A 17672-nucleotide genomic window follows, 5' to 3' on the forward strand; every position below is an offset into this window, starting at 1 on the left:
GAACATAAATTTTTGTTCAGGCAAAAAAGAGTACAACAATAACTCCCCATAGTAAAGAGTTACGGCTCTTTGTAGATACTCTAGTGCCTATTCACCAGATTATATGTGGATCAAATATTATAAAATTATTAAATTATTAAACAATATAACAGATTTAAGTGTCTATGTCAACAGGACAAAAAAATAACCGGGGATTGCCCGGTTATTTTTACATCATATCCATTCCTGCTCCTGGAGCTGGTGCTGGCGGATTCTTCTCTGGTATGTCTGCAACAACTGCTTCTGTTGTCAGTATCATCGATGCAACAGATGCAGCATTTTGCAGTGCTGATCTTGTAACTTTTGTAGGATCAACTATACCTGCCTTTAACATGTCTACAAAGTCTTCTTTGTACGCATCATAACCAAATGATGTATCTTTTGACTCTTTGATCTTCTCGATTATCACCGAACCATCTACGCCAGCATTTCTTGCAATTTGTCTTACAGGTTCTTCTAATGCTCTCAGCACAATTTGAGCACCTGTTCTGAAGTCACCTTCCAGTGAGTCAACAACCTTTTGCACATCTGGTATAACATCCAATAATGCTGTACCGCCGCCAGGTACTATACCTTCTTCAACAGCAGCTCTTGTAGCAGAGAGTGCATCTTCTATTCTGTGTTTCTTTTCTTTTAACTCTGTTTCTGTAGCAGCACCAGCTTGAATTACCGCAACACCACCAGATAGTTTTGCAAGTCTTTCTTGTAATTTTTCTCTATCGTAATCAGAAGTTGTTTCTTCTATTTGAACCTTTATTTGATTGATTCTATTCTTTATGTCTGCAGCATTTCCTGCGCCATCAACTATTGTAGTATTTTCTTTTGTTACTTTTACTTGTCTTGCACGACCAAGCATATCTAATTTTGCTTCTTTCAAATCGAGACCTACTTCTTCAGAAATTACTTGACCACCTGTTAAGATAGCAATATCTTGAAGCATTTCTTTACGTCTGTCGCCAAATCCCGGAGCTTTTACAGCAACACATGTAAATGTACCTCTTAATTTATTTACAACTAATGTTGCCAGTGCTTCACCTTCAACGTCATCTGCAATTATTAAAAGCTTCTTGCCTTGTTGCACAACTTGTTCAAGCAATGGCAACAAATCTTGAATGTTTGACAACTTCTTGTCTGTGATAAGTATTAGTGGATCGTCAAGAACAGCTTCCATCTTGTCTGTATCAGTTACCATATACTGTGAAATATATCCTCTGTCAAATTGCATACCCTCAACTATTTCAATTGTTGTATTCATTGATTTTGACTCTTCTACTGTTATTACACCGTCTTTACCGACTTTATCCATTGCTTCTGCTATCAAGTTACCGATCTCTTCATCTGCAGCAGAAATTGATGCAACATGTGCAATAGAATCTTTTCCTTCTACAGGCTTAGAAATATTCTTTAATCCTTCAACGGCAGCATCAACAGCTTTTGCCATACCACGCCTTAAAAGCATCGGGTTAGCTCCAGCAGCCAAGTTTCTCAAGCCTTCTAAAACCATAGCTTGTGCCAGCACTGTAGCTGTTGTCGTACCATCACCAGCAACATCATTCGTCTTTGTTGCAACTTCTTTTAAAAGCTGTGCACCTTGATTTTCAAAAGGATCTTCTAATTCAATTTCTCTTGCTATTGTAACACCATCATTTGTTATAGTTGGTGAACCGTACTTCTTATCTAATACAACATTGCGGCCTCTAGGTCCCAATGTAACTTTTACTGTATTAGCAACAGCATTAACGCCTCTTTCTAATGCCTTTCTTGCATCTTCACCGTATAATATTTTCTTCGCCATTTTTTCTACCTCCTTATTCAACTATAGCTAATATGTCGTTCTGTCTTAAAAGAAGATACTCTTCACCGTCTAATTTAACTTCTGTTCCAGCGTATTTCGAAAATATTACCTTATCTCCAACTTTGACTTCCAGCTCGACTCTTTTGCCATCTATGTATTCTCCAGAGCCGACAGCAAGCACTTCACCTTGTTGAGGTTTCTCTTTTGCAGTACCAGGTAATACGATACCGCCCTTTGTAACTTCCTCAGCTTCAGTAACTTTTACGACAACTCTGTCGCCAAGTGGTTTTAATCTCATAATATCCCTCCTTGAAATTTGTTAGCACTCATTCATGACGAGTGCTAATCATCACACTTTTTATATTAGTTTAATTACAAGTTCATGGCAAATCTCAAATTCCACTAATTTTTGCTGTTTTAAACGATTATTATAGATTTTTCCCATTTATCTTTTAATTATACCGTTAATATTCAATTTACGCAAAAAATGCAGGTTTTAGTTACCTGCATCATCTATATCCTTTTTATCGTTTATATCACTATTTGTATCGCCATTTGCACTTTGCTGTTTTAAATAATTAATCATATTGTACATAAACTGTTGCTGCTCCTTCGTAAGCATTGATTTCAGGCTATCTACAACAGCCGACTGCTGTGATGTCAAACCTAGATTTTGTTTTTCGCCATCTTCATTGCCATCGTCAGCATCCTCATGAACATCAGCAATTTCATTTAAATTATTTACATCCGACTCAATTTCTTCTGCTTTTTCAATGTTTTTAGGAGTATCCACTGAATCACTCCTTGTCTTGGATTCCGTATTGCCTTCTTTTTTATCTTTATCTACACTTTTTTTTGAATTCATTATGTTTTCTGCCTTATTTAAAGCCTCTACAAGTTTTATGTTTTTTATTATCTTCTCAGCCATGTCCTGTTTATCATCCGGAATAACTGGTTTTAAAGCTTCAAATATATCTAAAATTTTATCTATAACATTGTTTTTATTATCTTCTATCTCATATTTTTTCATCTTTTCATTGAGGTTTTGTATTCCTTCATGAAGCTTAATAAATTTATCTATTATTATTTGCTTGTCTTCTTTCATATAAGGTTTTACTGCTTTAAGCATTCCTATTTGGTCAAAATGGTCTTCTTGAATTTCTGTTCCTTGATTTTGATATTCAATCAACTGCTTATGGCACTCTAGTATTTCTGCTATCTTTGTAAAAATGTCTATATAATATTGTTCTCTTCTGTGCAAATATGGTTTTACACTTCCCATAAAGTTTTTCCCTTTTTCAATAATCTCAAATATATCTAAATTACTTTTTATTTCATCATCTGTTTTGCTTTCTAATTTATTATCTTGCTTATTCTGATATGTTTCTTCGTATTCAATCACTTCATTTTCTTCTTTTTTCTTTAAAAGCAGCTTTTCTTTCTCAAAGCTTATTCCGTCAAAAATTTGAAACCTAATAAAAAAAATTATAAACAGTTCAATTATTAACACCTTTAATAATCTTTCTTTATCCACAACCAATCCCCCACTTTTAAAATTATCTTCATAACCTAATATATGTATAGGGCAGGCTCATTATCACCTGCCCTATATTTTTTATTTCTCATCCAACACAAATATACCTGGGACGAGCAAGAAGATTATCAGGATCACAATGATAATCCAAATCCATCCGCCGCCCCACGCAGCTCCTTTCCCTTCAGGCATATGAAAACCCCCTTTATTTTTTGGCCTCATGGACCTAATACATTATACGTATTGAGTTTTATATTGTTACTAGATATTCATAGTCGCCAAAGACCATAAAAATCGTCTAGCTTTTTTGCGAGGTTTATCCTGTTGTAATACTACCAAAAGCACGAAAAAAAATAGTAAATCTTCAAATTCAAATTTGACATCTATTATAACTGTCAATATAACAAAGAAAAAAAGCAGTGAATTCCCTGATATAGTCATAAAATCAGCTCCAATTAATTAATTTTAATTCATTATATTCTAATTGCGACATTATTGATATTGATTTTAATTTTTATATGTAACAATAAATGGTCCTACCGTAAGATAGGACCATTTATTTATTTGACTTGATTTAAGAATAATCCCATTCCACCGTCCATAATTATGACTAATAATACGAAGAAGAACAGCAATGTTTCCATTGACCATGATCCGCCAAACCATCCGCCGCCCATTAGGACAACAAGTATTAAGAAGAAGAACAGCAAATTGCTCTCGCCAAATACTGAACTTGTTCCAGCCATAATAATCCTCCTTTAAAATTTTTAGATTTGTACTAAGCCTTAGGCTCTTCTAATATAAAACCAGGTACAAACAAGAAGATAAGAAGTATTATTAATATTATCCAAATCCATCCACCGCCAAACCATTCTGCACCTTTTTCTGTGGGCATATTAATATCCCCCTTTCGCAAGAATATATGTCAGGTCTTTTTGACCTAATACATAATATGACACCATCAATATTTGTGACACTTTTATTTTAAAAACTATCAAAAATTTGTCTTGAACATATTCTGATATAAGAAAGGGGGATTCAAGTATGGATATAGTTTCTGCTTTAATTTTGTCAGGCGCCATTAAAAACCTTTATCCGAAAAGTAAAATAGACAGTAGATTGCTTAAAAAATCTACCATATATAGAAACGAATGTGTAAGTGCAATTGTGTATTCCAACTTACCGTACGAAACCCTTAAAAAAAAGATAGAAACAATAGGAGGAACGATAAAATATGAATTGCCCATAGTAAATGGCTGGGCTGTTAACATACCATGCAACAAATTAAGCAACGTAGCATCAAACCGTGGAATCAAATTTATCGCTGAAGATTCAACTGTCAAAATGCAGTTAAACATCGCTACACAGGAAATAAAATCCAGAGAAGTAAACGAACAGGGTTATACAGGTAAAGGCATCACAATTGCCTTTCTGGATACCGGCATTTATCCACACGCAGATTTCACCAAACCAAAAAACAGAATAATTGCCTTTCATGATATTGTAAATGGAAAAAAGAATCCATACGATGACAACGGCCATGGAACACATGTAGCAGGTGATGCCGCTGGAAGTGGCTATATGTCAAGTGGAAAATATAAAGGGGTTGCACCTGAAGCAAATATAGTGTCAGTCAAAGTTCTAGATTCAAGAGGCAGCGGTTCTACATCTGATATACTGACAGGTATGCAATGGATACTGGACAACAAAGATAAATACAAAATAAGAATAGTATCACTGTCAATTGGCGAAACACCATCGTTGCCACCTTTTCTAGACCCTCTCGTTAAAGGCGTTGACAAACTGTGGAGAAATGGCATAGTTGTAGTAGTTGCAGCAGGGAATTCTGGACCTGCCCTAAACTCTATAACATCACCAGGAAACAGCATGAACGTGATAACCGTAGGCGCCGTAGATGATAAGAGGACTGTTGATGTTTCAGATGATGAAATTGCTAACTTCTCAGGCAGGGGATCTGCGTTTTTGCTAAAACCTGATATAGTAGCACCTGGTGTGAAAATTGTTTCAACAGCATCTGGAAATGTGCCTCTTGGCACTGATGACAGTATCCTTTTAAATAAGCCGTACAGAACTGCATCTGGAACATCTATGGCGACACCGATTGTAGCTGGTGCTGCTGCATTGCTAATTGAGAAAAACCCTTCTCTTACTAATAATCAGATTAAAAACATTTTGAAATCAACTTCAACAAATATTGACCACTACAGATATTACTCACAGGGATATGGAATGATAAATGTTGAAATGGCATTAAAAAAAGTATGAGGGCTGTAAGCTCTCATACTTCTAATTTGCTTTCACTATCATAGCAACATTTTTATCTGAATCTGCAGCTTCATTAAAAAAAATTGGCGGAAGGCCTTTTATCAAGTTAGCTGTTGCACTCGGTATAAAAGTATATGTTAATGCTGCATAAATTGCATATAAATATTGAAGATTAGAAAATCCCAGCAAGGTAAAAATTGAAAGCAATAAAAATCCAAAGAAAGATTCTTTTGTTATCCCTTGTGGAGGAGGAAACACCATCGGTGGTATCCTAGAATTTGTATCCGGCTTTTCTAATGAAATTGGCCCAGCTGAATAAATATTATATATTGCTGGGAAAAATGAAACAATATCAGACGCAGCAAGGAGTGCATTTAATGCAATAGAAGAGATTTTAGTGTCATTTACAAGAACAAACAAAAAGACAAATAGTATAAACTTCGCTATAAAAATCGGTTGTACGCCGCTTTCCATTTCATTTAAAAATGGTGATATAGCTTCTACAAGCTTCTCTACATCGTCTTTTTTCATTTCCTCCAGATCCATCAAAACACCTCATTTCCTGTTAAATCCTTTTTAATTATTATATTCACAACAGGAAATGTGTGTGATTATATACATTACGCCAGCATTACTCTATCATCAACAAATTCACTGCCATTAACCTCATTAAACATCTTTAAAAGCTTCTGTACTGTTAAATTTTTCTTCTCATCTTTTAAGTCGAGAATAATTCTTCCCTGATGCATCATAACGATTCTGTTGCCAAACTCTAAGGCATGTTCAAGATTGTGAGTAACCATCAACGTAGTAAGGTTATTTTCACTGATTATTTTATTTGTAATTTCATTTATAATGTTAGCTGTTCTTGGGTCGAGAGCTGCAGTATGCTCATCTAGCAAAAGCAGCTTTGGCTTTGCGAATGTCGCCATAAGAAGTGTCAATGCCTGTCTCTGACCACCTGACAAAAGACCTACTTTAGTCTTCATTCTATTCTCAAGCCCTAAACCAAGCTCTGCTAACTTTTCTTTAAATAAATCTCTATTCTTTTTATTAAGGCCCATCTTCAAACTTAAACCTGCACCTTTTGAATATGCAATCGATAGATTTTCATCTATTGTCATAGAAGGTGCTGTACCTAAAAGTGGATTTTGAAATACCCGCCCAATAAATTTTGACCTTTTAAACTCCGGATATGAAGTTACGTCTACATCGTCTATCATAATAGAACCACTGTCAACAGGATAAACTCCTGCAATCAAGTTAAGAAGAGTAGATTTTCCTGCTCCATTGCTTCCGACTATTGTAACAAAATCACCATCTTCTACTTCAAAATTTAAATCTTTAAATACTTGGTTTTCATTGGGCGTATTTTTATAAAATGATTTACTTACATTTTTAAGACTTAACACAATTTATGCCCCCTTTCAGTTAGAGCTTAGAACAATTTTCTTTAAGCCTGGCAGAGAAAGCGCTATAACTACCAGAATTGCAGTCAATAACTTAAGATCTGTCGGATTGAATCCTATAGTAAGGGCTACTGCTATTGCACCTCTATATACTATAGAACCCACAACAGCCGAAATTACTGCCCACAATATATTTCTCTCTCTAAATAAAACTTCTCCGATTATAACAGAAGCAAGACCTGCAACAAGTGTCCCTATACCCATTCCTGCATCAGCAAACCCTTGATATTGAGATACTAATGATCCTGCTAGCGAAATATAAGCATTTGATATTATAAGGCCCAATGTTATAGTCGTATTAGTGTTTATTCCCATGCTGCGAACCATCTGCTGATTGTTTCCAGTAGCTCTAAGAGCAAATCCTGTCCTGGTTTGTAAAAAATAGTTTGTTAAAAGCACCAAAAAAATCATTATAATTCCAAAAAACAATGTATTTCTATAGTTACCTGCAAAGTTGAAGTAATCAAAAATCGATTTATTGCTAAGCATTGGGATATTTGATTTCCCCATTATACGCAAATTTATAGAATAAAGTGCTGTCATCGTAAGTATACCAGCTAAAAGTTCAGTTATTTTTAACTTAGTATTTAAAAACCCAGTAATCAATCCAGCTAATCCTCCAGCTAAAAACGAAACCATAATTGAAAAAATAGGATTTACTCCGCTGGTAATAAGTTTTGCTGTGACGGCAGCTCCTAATGTGAAGCTGCCTTCAACAGTTAAATCAGCAAAATTTATAATTTTAAAAGATATATAGACACCAAGTGCCATTATACCATAAACTAGTCCCTGCTCTAATGTTGAAATGGCAAAAGACATACAAAATGACCTCCAATTTTATATCTATTTGATAACCTCTTGAGCCTTTTTCATTATCGAATCCGGAATTTTAAGGCCTATTGCATCTGCTTCTTTCTGATTGATAATAAGCTGCAAATTTTTTGCAGTTTCCACTTTTATGTTTGCCGGTTTTTCGCCTTTTAAAATTTTAATAGCCATCGAGCCGGCCTGATAGCCAAGATCACTATAGCTAATACCCAGCGTCGCCAGTGAACCTCCTTCTACCATTCCCTTTTCTGCTGCCACAACGGGTATTTTCGCAGAGTTGGCTACCTTTATTATAGCTGCAACGGACGAAGCTACTGTATTATCAGTTGGAAGCCAGATAGCATCCACCTTCCCTACGAGTGATTGTGCTGCCTGATTTACTTCGCTGCTGTTGGACACAGTCGCTTCTACTATGCTGTATCCGAGTGAGGCAGCATCATCCTTTGCAATCTTTACCTGTACAGTAGAGTTGACTTCTCCTGCATTGTATATAATGCCTATTCTCTTTGCACCTGGCACTAAATCTTTTATTAACTTAAGTTGATCATTTATAGGCTCCATATCAGACGTTCCCGTTACATTTCCGCCAGGTTTATCAAATGATTTTACAAGACCAGCAGCTACAGGATCTGTAACAGCAGTAAACACGATTGGAATAGTTGAAGTTGCTTTTTTAACCGCTTGTGTTGTAGGAGTAGCTATAGAAAATATTAAATCCACATTTTTATCGACAAATTTCTTTGCTATAGTCTGGGCTGTCGACATATCCCCCTGTGCATTTTCTTGGATAAATGTAACATTCTTTCCTTCTACATAACCATTGTCTTTTAAAGCTTTTATAAACCCTTCTCTAGCACTATCAAGTGCTGGATGTTCCACAATCTGCGTAATACCGATTGTTATCATCTTTTCCGTACTGCCACTTGATATTGTTCTACTTCCACAGCCAGATAGAACAACTGAGAAAATAAAAAAAGCTGCCAAAACAAAGATAAATCTTCTCATTGAAACTCCTCCCGTTACATGGCAACAAAAAGACATACTACCATGCTACCATGCTAAATTTCTATAGCGATTAATAATATGAAAAATTTATCAACGCTCACAAATTTCGCTTATGATAAATTTTTCATTTATTTAATAAAATAGTATGATAAAAACATTTATTAGTCAATAAAAGTTTTTTGTAATATTTATTAGAAAATTTGAATATGGCTTAAAATAAATAATCTTGAAGTGAATAATGAATTTAAAGTATAATTATAGTAAATTTATTGGCAGTATGTTTTTATTTTTACTACCGGTAGAGAAAAATTATATTAAAATTTTATTTATTTTTGAAAATGGGAGGATGTCTTATGAGAAAAAGGCTCAAAAAGTTGTCTTTACTCTTAATCGGTGTAATGCTGATTTCTTTATTTTCCGGATGCACGAAAAACACCAGCGCAACCAGCAGCAGCAAAATCAATGTGGGCGCCCTTTTTGAACTCACCGGACAAGTTGCTTCTTATGGCACATCCGAATACAATGCAGTAAAATTGTATATAGATAACATCAATAAAAATGGCGGTGTTCTCGGCAAGCAAATCAACCTAATAAAAGCTGATAACAAATCTGCGTCGGATGAATCAATAAACCAAGCTACAAAACTTATTGTAGAAAACAATGTTGTGGCAATATTAGGACCAGCTACAACAGGCAATACTAAAGCGGCTTCGTCAATTGCGTTAAGCAAAAACATACCGCTTATAACCCCGTCAGGCACGTCTTTAGATGTCACTGTTGATACCAACACAAACAAAGTAAAAAGTGAAATTTTTAGAGCGTGTTATACAGACCCATATCAAGGCAAAGTTATGGGAGAATTTGCGGCAAAAGACCTTAATGCAAAAACTGCTGTAATATATATTGATAATAAGAGTGACTACAGTAAAGGCCTTGCAAAAAGCTTCAAAGAGCAGTTTGAAAAGCTTGGTGGGAAAGTAATCGACCAGGAAGCATATGTAGCAGGAGATCAGGATTTCAAATCGACGCTTACAAAAATAAAAGGTATAAATGCCGATGTCATATTTATACCGGGATATTATCAAGATACGGCAAAGATAGCTAAACAAGCAAGAGAAATGGGTATAGAAGTACCTTTGCTTGGTGGAGATGGCTGGGATTCTCCTGATCTATTAAAGATAGCTGGTGCTTCTGCACTAAACAACGTTTATTACAGCAATCACTTTATATCAACAGACCCTGATCCAATAGTGCAAGATTTTATAAAGAAATATAAGGCAGCTTACGGCACAGAACCGGATGCTTTTGCAGCACTTGCATATGATTCAGCAGGCATGTTAGTACAGGCAATAAAAGATGCTAATTCAACTGATCCTGCAAAGATAACTGATGCCTTGGCAAATCTCAAAAATTTTAAAGGTGTAACTGGAACTATTTCAATAGATGCACAGCACAATCCTATAAAGCAAACAGTAATCATAGAATTGAAGGACGGCAAACAAACACTTAAGAAAAAAATAAGTGCTGAATAAATTTGTAAAACACGGCAATGCGGTCACATAGTGGCCGCTTATGTTCTTTTAATACATTTTAACTTGAGGTGATATTTATGAAGACATTTATTGAGCAGCTTATAAATGGTTTATCTTTAGGAAGTATATACGCACTTATCGCCCTTGGATATACTATGGTTTACGGCATAATGAAATTAATAAATTTCGCTCACGGTGATATATACATGGTAGGTGCCTTTACAGGATTCTTTGCATCCACTTACTTTCACCTTGGATTTATACCATCTCTCCTATTGGCAATGTTAGTAAGCCTTATACTAGGTGTGACAATAGAGCGAGTCGCATACAGGCCATTAAGGGATAAATCAAAAATCTCAATATTGATTACAGCCATAGGTGTCTCACTTTTGCTTGAAAACGGAGGCATAATCCTCTTATCACCGCAAGTCAGGACATATCCTCAGATCTTCAAGCAGCACATGTACTCATTTTTCAATGGAATAATCACAATATCCAATCAGCAAATTGTCATATTTGTCGTATCTATAATCATGATGGTTGGACTGCAGATAATAATCTACAAGACAAAGATTGGGAAAGCTATGAGAGCTGTGTCAACTGACGCAGATGCGGCAAAACTTATGGGGGTAAATGTAGATAGGACCGTTTCATTTACATTTGCAATAGGATCTGCCCTTGCTGCTGTTGCAGGTGTCTTAGTTGGCATATACTACAACTCAATAGATCCCCTAATGGGCATCATGCCAGGCTTAAAAGCATTCATCGCAGCAGTCTTAGGCGGAATAGGAATAATCCCCGGTGCTATGGTAGGAGGCCTTTTGATGGGTGTCATAGAAGCACTTGTTTCCGGTTACGGCAGCTCATTATACAGGGACGGTGTTTCATTTGCAATACTCATAATCATACTACTGATTAAACCAACAGGACTATTTGGCAAAAATGTAAGAGAGAAAGTGTAGGTGGTACAGTTGAAGCAAATATTGAAAAACAGATTGCTGATTTTTATAGGACTATTCGCCATTTACGGTATAATACAAATCTTGCTGTCAACAAGTATATTGAACGATTATTACGAAATAAACATAGTTCTTATGGGCATAAATATAATACTTGCTGTAAGCCTTAACCTTATCAATGGCTTTACAGGACAATTTTCACTTGGTCATGCAGGATTTATGTCAATCGGTGCATATACATCTGCCATCATAACTTACAAGCTAGGATTGCCGTTTCCTCTGGCTATATTAGTAGGTGGCATAGCAGCAGGTATAGCTGGAATATTGATAGGTATCCCATCATTGAGATTAAAAGGTGACTATCTTGCTATAACAACTCTTGGATTCGGAGAAATAATCAGGGTAATCTTTCTAAACACCGAATACGTCGGTGGAGCGAGCGGCCTTTCCGGTATTCCAAAGTACACAAACTGGACATGGGTATTCTGGATGGCAGTCATAACTATTGTATTAATCAGAAACTTCATAAATTCCAGCTACGGCAGATGCTGTGTTGCAATTAGAGAAGACGAGACAGCAGCCGAATCAATGGGCATAAACACAACTTTCTATAAGACATTGGCATTTACAATAGGTGCATTCTTTGCAGGAATAGGCGGTGCACTTTACGCTCACAACTTTTACATCATACAGCCAGAAACATTCAACTTCATGAAGTCATTCGATATCTTGACAATGGTTGTATTAGGAGGACTTGGAAGCATAACAGGATCTATCCTATCAGCAATTTTCCTCACATTCGTATACGCACTCTTGCAGGATTATGCTGCCTTAAGAATGGTAATATACTCACTCCTCTTAATTGTTGTAATGTTATTCAGACCGGAAGGATTGATGGGTACAAAAGAATTTTCTCTCAAAAAATTATTTAAGAAAGGAGAGAAAAGCAATGAGTTTACTCTCAATTAAAGATCTTTCTATAGATTTCGGCGGTATAAAGGCCTTGATAGATGTCAATATAGAACTGGAAAAAGGCTCTCTTACAGGTCTTATAGGACCTAATGGTGCAGGAAAATCAACAGTATTCAATATAATAACAGGAATATACAAACCAACATCAGGGAAAGTGATATTTGATGGAAAAAGCATATCTCAAAAGCCGTACAACAACACGAAGCTTGGCATAGCAAGGACTTTTCAAAACATACGATTATTTAAGAACTTAACTGTGCTTGACAATGTCAAAATAGCCCAGCACATTCATGTACAATACGGACTTTTTAGCTCCTTTCTGCAGTACAAAAAATACTTAGATGGAGAAAAATCGCAGAATATAGAGGCAATGAATTTACTTAAAATCTTCAATCTTGATAAACACGCCTACAATCTTGCTAAAAATCTGCCATACGGTGAGCAGAGAAGACTTGAAATAGCAAGAGCACTGGCAACAAAGCCAAAGCTTTTACTTCTCGATGAACCTGCAGCAGGAATGAATCCTCAAGAAACAAAAGAGCTTACAGACACAATCAGATTCATAAGAGACAAATTTGACATAACAATACTCTTAATTGAGCACGATATGTCGCTGGTGATGGACCTATGTGAAGACATATACGTCATGAACTATGGGAAAATAATCGCACATGGCACACCAGACGAAATCAAGAGAAACCCAGAAGTAATAGCAGCGTACCTTGGAGAAGAAGACATTGATGAAAAAGAAATTTTATCAATAGAAGGAGGTGCTTAAAATATGTTAGAGATAAAAAATCTAAATGTATCATATGGTATGGTTAATGCTTTAAAAGGCATAAACCTAAAAGTCAATGATGGTGAGATCGTGACTATAATTGGTGCAAACGGCGCAGGTAAAAGCACTACTTTAATGACAATATCAGGCATATTGAAGCCAAAAAAAGGCTACATCAAATTCGACGATGTAGACATAACGAAAAAACCTGCCCAAAATATAGTGGATATGGGCATCTGCCAAGTGCCAGAAGGAAGAAGAATATTTGCCAACATGACTGTGATGGAAAACCTTGAGATGGGAGCATATCTCAGGAAAGACAAAACTGTAAAAAGCGATATGGAAAAAGTTTTCCATCTATTCCCCCGCCTTCAGGAAAGACATAAGCAGATTGCCGGTACTTTAAGCGGAGGAGAGCAGCAAATGCTGGCCATAGGAAGAGCATTGATGGCAAAGCCAAAAATGCTTTTATTAGACGAACCATCGATGGGACTTGCGCCGATTGTAGTACAAGACATATTCAAGACAATAAAAAATATAAATGAAGACGGCACAACCATCCTTTTAGTAGAACAAAACGCTAAAATGGCACTATCTATTGCAGATAGGGCATACGTCCTTGAAACAGGAAATATCTCTCTTGAAGGTGCTGCATCTGTCTTAAAAAACGATGAAAGGGTTAAAAAGTCATACTTAGGAGGATAAGGGTATGTATTTACCCTTAACCTCCTATTTTAATGGTGTATTTCAGGAATTTTATCCACGGACCCGCTTATAATTTTATCAGCCTCACTCAAATGATTTTTACACTTGTCTACATTATCATCTTTTAAATACAATATGGATAACTTTATATGGACTTTTAGCAATTCTTTTATGCTGTTTATATTTTTGGCAATTTCTAATATTTTGTTGTATGTGTTTATTGCTTTTTCTCTATCGTTTAATTGCTTATAGATATCAGCCAATCTATAATTTCCCATTATGATGTATTCTATGTCATTGTTTTTATTAGCTATCGAAATGCCTTCTTCCATGAGACTTATAGATTTTTTGATATTTCCCATTTTAAATAACACATTGGCTTTTTCAATAAGTGTATGGGACAATAATTTTTCATCTTTGCTGCGCCTTATTTTCTCTGCTTTATCAAAATACTCTAAAGACTTTTCATAATCATTTATATCTGCGTAAATTTCGCCAATATTGCTGTAAATTAATCCTGCTAAAGAATTTTCATCAATAACATCGTTTAATAAATTTTTATATACGTCTATAGATTTTTCAAGAAGGCCCATCGCTCTAAAGCAATTGGCTTTTATAGAACTTGCATAAATATAGTTAATAAGTTCATCGGATTTATTACAATCTTTAAGAAATTTCTCAACATATTCTATTGCAACATCATATTTGCCAATGTGTTTATAGCATAATGAAGTATTATAAATCGCTTTATTTCTTATACTTTTATCGTTTGTTTCATCAGCAAAACTCATGGCTTTATCAAAGTAAAATATTGACTCTGCATAATCAGTTATATTCATCTTGCAAACGCCCAACATGTTATAAACGTATGGTATTTGTTCCTTGAATCCATACATCATCAATAGTTCAAGAGCCTTGTTGTAGTTTAGTATTGCATCTATATATTTATTTGCATTATACATTATGTCGCCAATTTTAATGTCAATTAGTGCGTTTACTCGATTTCTTCCGTATTTTTCTGCAATTTCAAGTAATTCATTTACTTTGCTTAAATCATCTTCATTGTTAATCTCTTTTAATTTTTGGATACAATAGTATTCGGCTTCTTCAGCAGGTGTCATTAAAAGGTATTTACCATCTATGTTTAGATTTATGCCAATTTCTTTGGCTCTTTTATTAAGTTTCTTTGCAATGGCAGAAGCTGTTTCTTTGCTCATAGTGCTTCTACCGCTTTCAATCATGCTTATAAAACCTCTTGTAATATTTTTATCCTGTAGTTCTCTTTGTTTCATCTTAAGCATTTTTCTGATTTTCTTTAGTCTTTCACCTTGAGTTAAAAATTCCATATAAATTTCCCACTTTCCTTCTTTATATACTGTCTTAAGTCTTAAATTAATATCTATTATACAATAAATGACTTCTAAAGACTATTATTTACCCTTTAACAAATCAAATATATTTTAATAATTCATACTCAATCTCTAATTCAAAGTCAACATCAATATATGGTACGTCTTCATGGGATATCAATATGATTATCTTATTTGCTCTTACCTCTTCTATGTATTTGCATAAATTCCTTTTTGACTCTTCATCTAAAAATGTCATTGCTTCATCAAGTATTATTATTTGAGGATCATGTATTAATCCTCTTAATATAGTTATTTTTCTCCTTTGACCACCCGATAAGTTTTCTCCATTATTTGCAAGCATGAGATTTAGATTTACTTTTTCACCATCAATAATATCATTAAATCCTAATTTATTTGCCAATGAAATTATTTCATTATCGTCTATGTCTCTTCCCAATTTAATATTGTTCTTAATTGTATCATTAAAAAGATATGTATCCTGAGGTATTATACCAATCAATTTTTTCATTGATGTATTTTTAATGTTATCAATATTTAAATCATCATATAAAACCATTCCATCCTTTGGTTTCAAAAGTCCGCATATTATATCAATTAATGTGGTCTTTCCCCTTCCGTTAGCACCAGTTATTCTTATTTCCTGTCCTTTATGAAATTCACATGATAAATTACTTATTATGTCGTTTTTCTCGTTGTACCCAAAGGTTATATTTTTTATTTTTATCTTATTTACATTTCTTTTCTCCATACGTGAAATATCATCTATTTCGGTATTTATATCAGCAATCTCCCTATATCTTCTAAAAGCTGCTAAAGATTTCTGTAAATCTATGTTTATATTTGCCAATGATTGTATCGGCTGAAAAAGTTGGTTTAAATACGATGATAAGGCTACAATACTGCCTATTGTTAATTTCCCTTGTATTACTAGCATACCGCCATATAATAGCAATACCATCGATGGTATAAAAAATAAAAATGAAAGAATCGAGTTGCTTATGCTTTGTATATAAAGATTTTCATACGTTTTATCTATATATTGATGCATCACAACTGAAAATCTTCTTTTGGAATACTTATATGTTTTTGTATATTTCAATAATTTTATGTTAGAAATATTTTCTTGTAAGACATTATTAATTTTAGCATATATGTGCATGAAGTCCATATTGATTTTCCTAAATATAGGGTTATAATATCTAAACAATATAAAAATAAACGGCGTTACTATCATTGAAATCAATGTTATTTGTTTATTTAAAATATACATAATGGAAAATGTTACTATCAATGTAACAACCTGAGTGATAATATTTATAAACGTTGCTGAAAATAAGTTTACTACGTTTGGCAGTTCATTTAATATTCTAGACATTATCTCACCTGTCTGTTTTTCGTTAAAAAATGTGATTCTTTGATTTATCACTGTTTCATACAATTTCATCCTTAAATTATACAACAACTTCTGCCCAATAAATGTAAAAATATAATTTTGGATTATTCCTAATAATGTTACTAAAATAAATATTGTAAAAAATATTAGATTAAATATAATCAAATTATGTACATTCTTTTGTGCTATAGAATTATCAATGATTAATTTTATTACAAATGGTTTAGCCAGAGATAAAACAGTCGATATTATGATCACTAAAAATCCAATAATCTCTTTAGCTATAAATGGCTTTATGATTTTAAATATGTACTTAAAATCACCTTTTTTCATAATAACGTGTCTTTCCTTTCTCGCAATATAAATAAACTTTTTAAAACTCAAAAAGCAATTACTTTAAATTGAAATTTTTTATTCATAGATTTTTTTATTGTAAAAATACTTGCAAATATTGTATATTTCAATTATTATAACAGAAATCACCATCATATTGTCTATAAAATATGCATAAATAGGCAATCTGTTATAAGTATAAATTCTTATAATCCTAGCATCTCCTATGAAATGCATGGCAGATGCGATATATATATTCCCCGTACGTAAATATAAATAACTTGCAAAAATACCTGAAATAAATACATTTAAAAAGTATGTTATATTCATATTTCCATGATGTACTAAATACGTTATGGGAAAATGTGATATCGAAAATATTGCATTTGTCAGAAGTATAGCAATTATTACTTTTAAAGCTTTATTCTTCAAAACAATTGTTTCCAAAACTTTATAATAAAGCACTATCCTAAATAAATATTCCTCTTCTAATGCTACAAGAACAAAATAAAAATTTTGAAATAATATCGTCACGAAGTTTCCAGTATTCCATACAAAATAATGTCCAATATGAAATGCATTTGATAATACTATTATAAGAATCATAAGCAACGTTGTATAGACAACCAATTCGAAAAAAGATTTTAAGGAAAACTTTATATATTTTATAT

17 protein-coding genes and 1 riboswitch are annotated in these 17672 nt (G+C 33.9%); of the genes, 6 read left to right on the forward strand and 11 right to left on the reverse strand.

The genetic code is table 11. The features are described 5' to 3' along the window. Positions 1–29 precede the first annotated feature (29 nt). Positions 30–127: riboswitch (purine riboswitch) on the reverse strand. A gap of 81 nt (positions 128–208) precedes the next feature. The 4 genes from groL to TTHE_RS10585 all read right to left on the reverse strand — a co-directional run bounded on the left by groL (position 209) and on the right by TTHE_RS10585 (position 4114). After that, complete coding sequence (gene groL, locus TTHE_RS10565) at positions 209–1834, reverse strand: chaperonin GroEL (protein WP_013298560.1); 1626 nt, start codon at positions 1832–1834, stop codon at positions 209–211. A gap of 13 nt (positions 1835–1847) precedes the next feature. Next, positions 1848–2132: a co-chaperone GroES gene (groES, locus tag TTHE_RS10570; protein WP_013298561.1), complete on the reverse strand. Its 285-nt coding sequence runs from the start codon at positions 2130–2132 to the stop codon at positions 1848–1850. A gap of 198 nt (positions 2133–2330) precedes the next feature. Next, positions 2331–3368 (reverse strand): hypothetical protein, encoded by a 1038-nt coding sequence (locus TTHE_RS10575; RefSeq protein ID WP_013298562.1) that lies wholly within the window; start codon positions 3366–3368, stop codon positions 2331–2333. Positions 3369–3928: 560 nt separating this feature from the next. Further along, complete coding sequence (locus tag TTHE_RS10585) at positions 3929–4114, reverse strand: hypothetical protein (protein ID WP_013298564.1); 186 nt, start codon at positions 4112–4114, stop codon at positions 3929–3931. 298 nt (positions 4115–4412) lie between these two features. On the opposite strand from TTHE_RS10585, the gene TTHE_RS10595 reads away from it, so the two are divergent. Further along, complete coding sequence (locus tag TTHE_RS10595) at positions 4413–5654, forward strand: S8 family peptidase (RefSeq protein WP_013298566.1); 1242 nt, start codon at positions 4413–4415, stop codon at positions 5652–5654. Positions 5655–5675: 21 nt separating this feature from the next. Here the strand turns inward: TTHE_RS10595 and TTHE_RS10600 are convergent, their stop codons facing one another. The 4 genes from TTHE_RS10600 to TTHE_RS10615 all read right to left on the reverse strand — a co-directional run bounded on the left by TTHE_RS10600 (position 5676) and on the right by TTHE_RS10615 (position 8956). After that, on the reverse strand, positions 5676–6200 hold the full coding sequence (locus tag TTHE_RS10600; protein ID WP_013298567.1) for a hypothetical protein: 525 nt from the start codon (positions 6198–6200) through the stop codon (positions 5676–5678). A 74-nt stretch (positions 6201–6274) separates the two neighbouring features. After that, the gene (locus tag TTHE_RS10605; RefSeq protein WP_013298568.1) at positions 6275–7066 is read right to left on the reverse strand and encodes an ABC transporter ATP-binding protein; all 792 of its coding nucleotides are present in this window, start codon (positions 7064–7066) and stop codon (positions 6275–6277) included. Positions 7067–7081: 15 nt separating this feature from the next. Continuing rightward, entirely contained in the window at positions 7082–7942 is an 861-nt protein-coding gene (locus TTHE_RS10610; protein WP_013298569.1) for an ABC transporter permease, read from the reverse strand. Positions 7943–7966: 24 nt separating this feature from the next. Then, positions 7967–8956 (reverse strand): ABC transporter substrate-binding protein, encoded by a 990-nt coding sequence (locus TTHE_RS10615; protein WP_013298570.1) that lies wholly within the window; start codon positions 8954–8956, stop codon positions 7967–7969. A 353-nt stretch (positions 8957–9309) separates the two neighbouring features. Between TTHE_RS10615 and TTHE_RS10620 the strand changes: the two genes are divergently transcribed. The 5 genes from TTHE_RS10620 to TTHE_RS10640 all read left to right on the forward strand — a co-directional run bounded on the left by TTHE_RS10620 (position 9310) and on the right by TTHE_RS10640 (position 13902). Beyond that, positions 9310–10488 carry an ABC transporter substrate-binding protein gene (locus TTHE_RS10620; protein ID WP_013298571.1) on the forward strand — a complete coding sequence of 393 codons (1179 nt, stop codon included), beginning with the start codon at positions 9310–9312 and terminating at the stop codon, positions 10486–10488. Positions 10489–10565: 77 nt separating this feature from the next. Beyond that, positions 10566–11450 (forward strand): branched-chain amino acid ABC transporter permease, encoded by an 885-nt coding sequence (locus tag TTHE_RS10625; protein ID WP_013298572.1) that lies wholly within the window; start codon positions 10566–10568, stop codon positions 11448–11450. A gap of 9 nt (positions 11451–11459) precedes the next feature. Next, positions 11460–12416, forward strand: coding sequence for a branched-chain amino acid ABC transporter permease (locus TTHE_RS10630; protein WP_013298573.1), 957 nt, complete (start codon positions 11460–11462; stop codon positions 12414–12416). After that, positions 12397–13197, forward strand: a complete 801-nt coding sequence (locus TTHE_RS10635; RefSeq protein ID WP_013298574.1) for an ABC transporter ATP-binding protein — start codon at positions 12397–12399, stop codon at positions 13195–13197. Before TTHE_RS10630 ends, TTHE_RS10635 begins: the two co-directional genes overlap by 20 nt. Before the next feature lie 3 nt (positions 13198–13200). Then, the gene (locus TTHE_RS10640; protein ID WP_013298575.1) at positions 13201–13902 is read left to right on the forward strand and encodes an ABC transporter ATP-binding protein; all 702 of its coding nucleotides are present in this window, start codon (positions 13201–13203) and stop codon (positions 13900–13902) included. Positions 13903–13931: 29 nt separating this feature from the next. Here TTHE_RS10640 and TTHE_RS10645 read toward each other — a convergent pair whose 3' ends face one another. The 3 genes from TTHE_RS10645 to TTHE_RS10655 all read right to left on the reverse strand — a co-directional run bounded on the left by TTHE_RS10645 (position 13932) and on the right by TTHE_RS10655 (position 17607). Next, positions 13932–15248 (reverse strand): helix-turn-helix transcriptional regulator, encoded by a 1317-nt coding sequence (locus TTHE_RS10645; RefSeq protein WP_013298576.1) that lies wholly within the window; start codon positions 15246–15248, stop codon positions 13932–13934. 103 nt (positions 15249–15351) lie between these two features. Further along, positions 15352–17001, reverse strand: a complete 1650-nt coding sequence (locus TTHE_RS10650) for an ABC transporter ATP-binding protein (protein WP_013298577.1) — start codon at positions 16999–17001, stop codon at positions 15352–15354. A 78-nt stretch (positions 17002–17079) separates the two neighbouring features. Further along, positions 17080–17607: a CPBP family intramembrane glutamic endopeptidase gene (locus tag TTHE_RS10655; protein WP_231292647.1), complete on the reverse strand. Its 528-nt coding sequence runs from the start codon at positions 17605–17607 to the stop codon at positions 17080–17082. Positions 17608–17672 lie beyond the last annotated feature (65 nt).

Origin of the sequence: Thermoanaerobacterium thermosaccharolyticum DSM 571, from assembly GCF_000145615.1 — a bacterium.
GTDB classification, from domain to species: domain Bacteria; phylum Bacillota; class Thermoanaerobacteria; order Thermoanaerobacterales; family Thermoanaerobacteraceae; genus Thermoanaerobacterium; species Thermoanaerobacterium thermosaccharolyticum.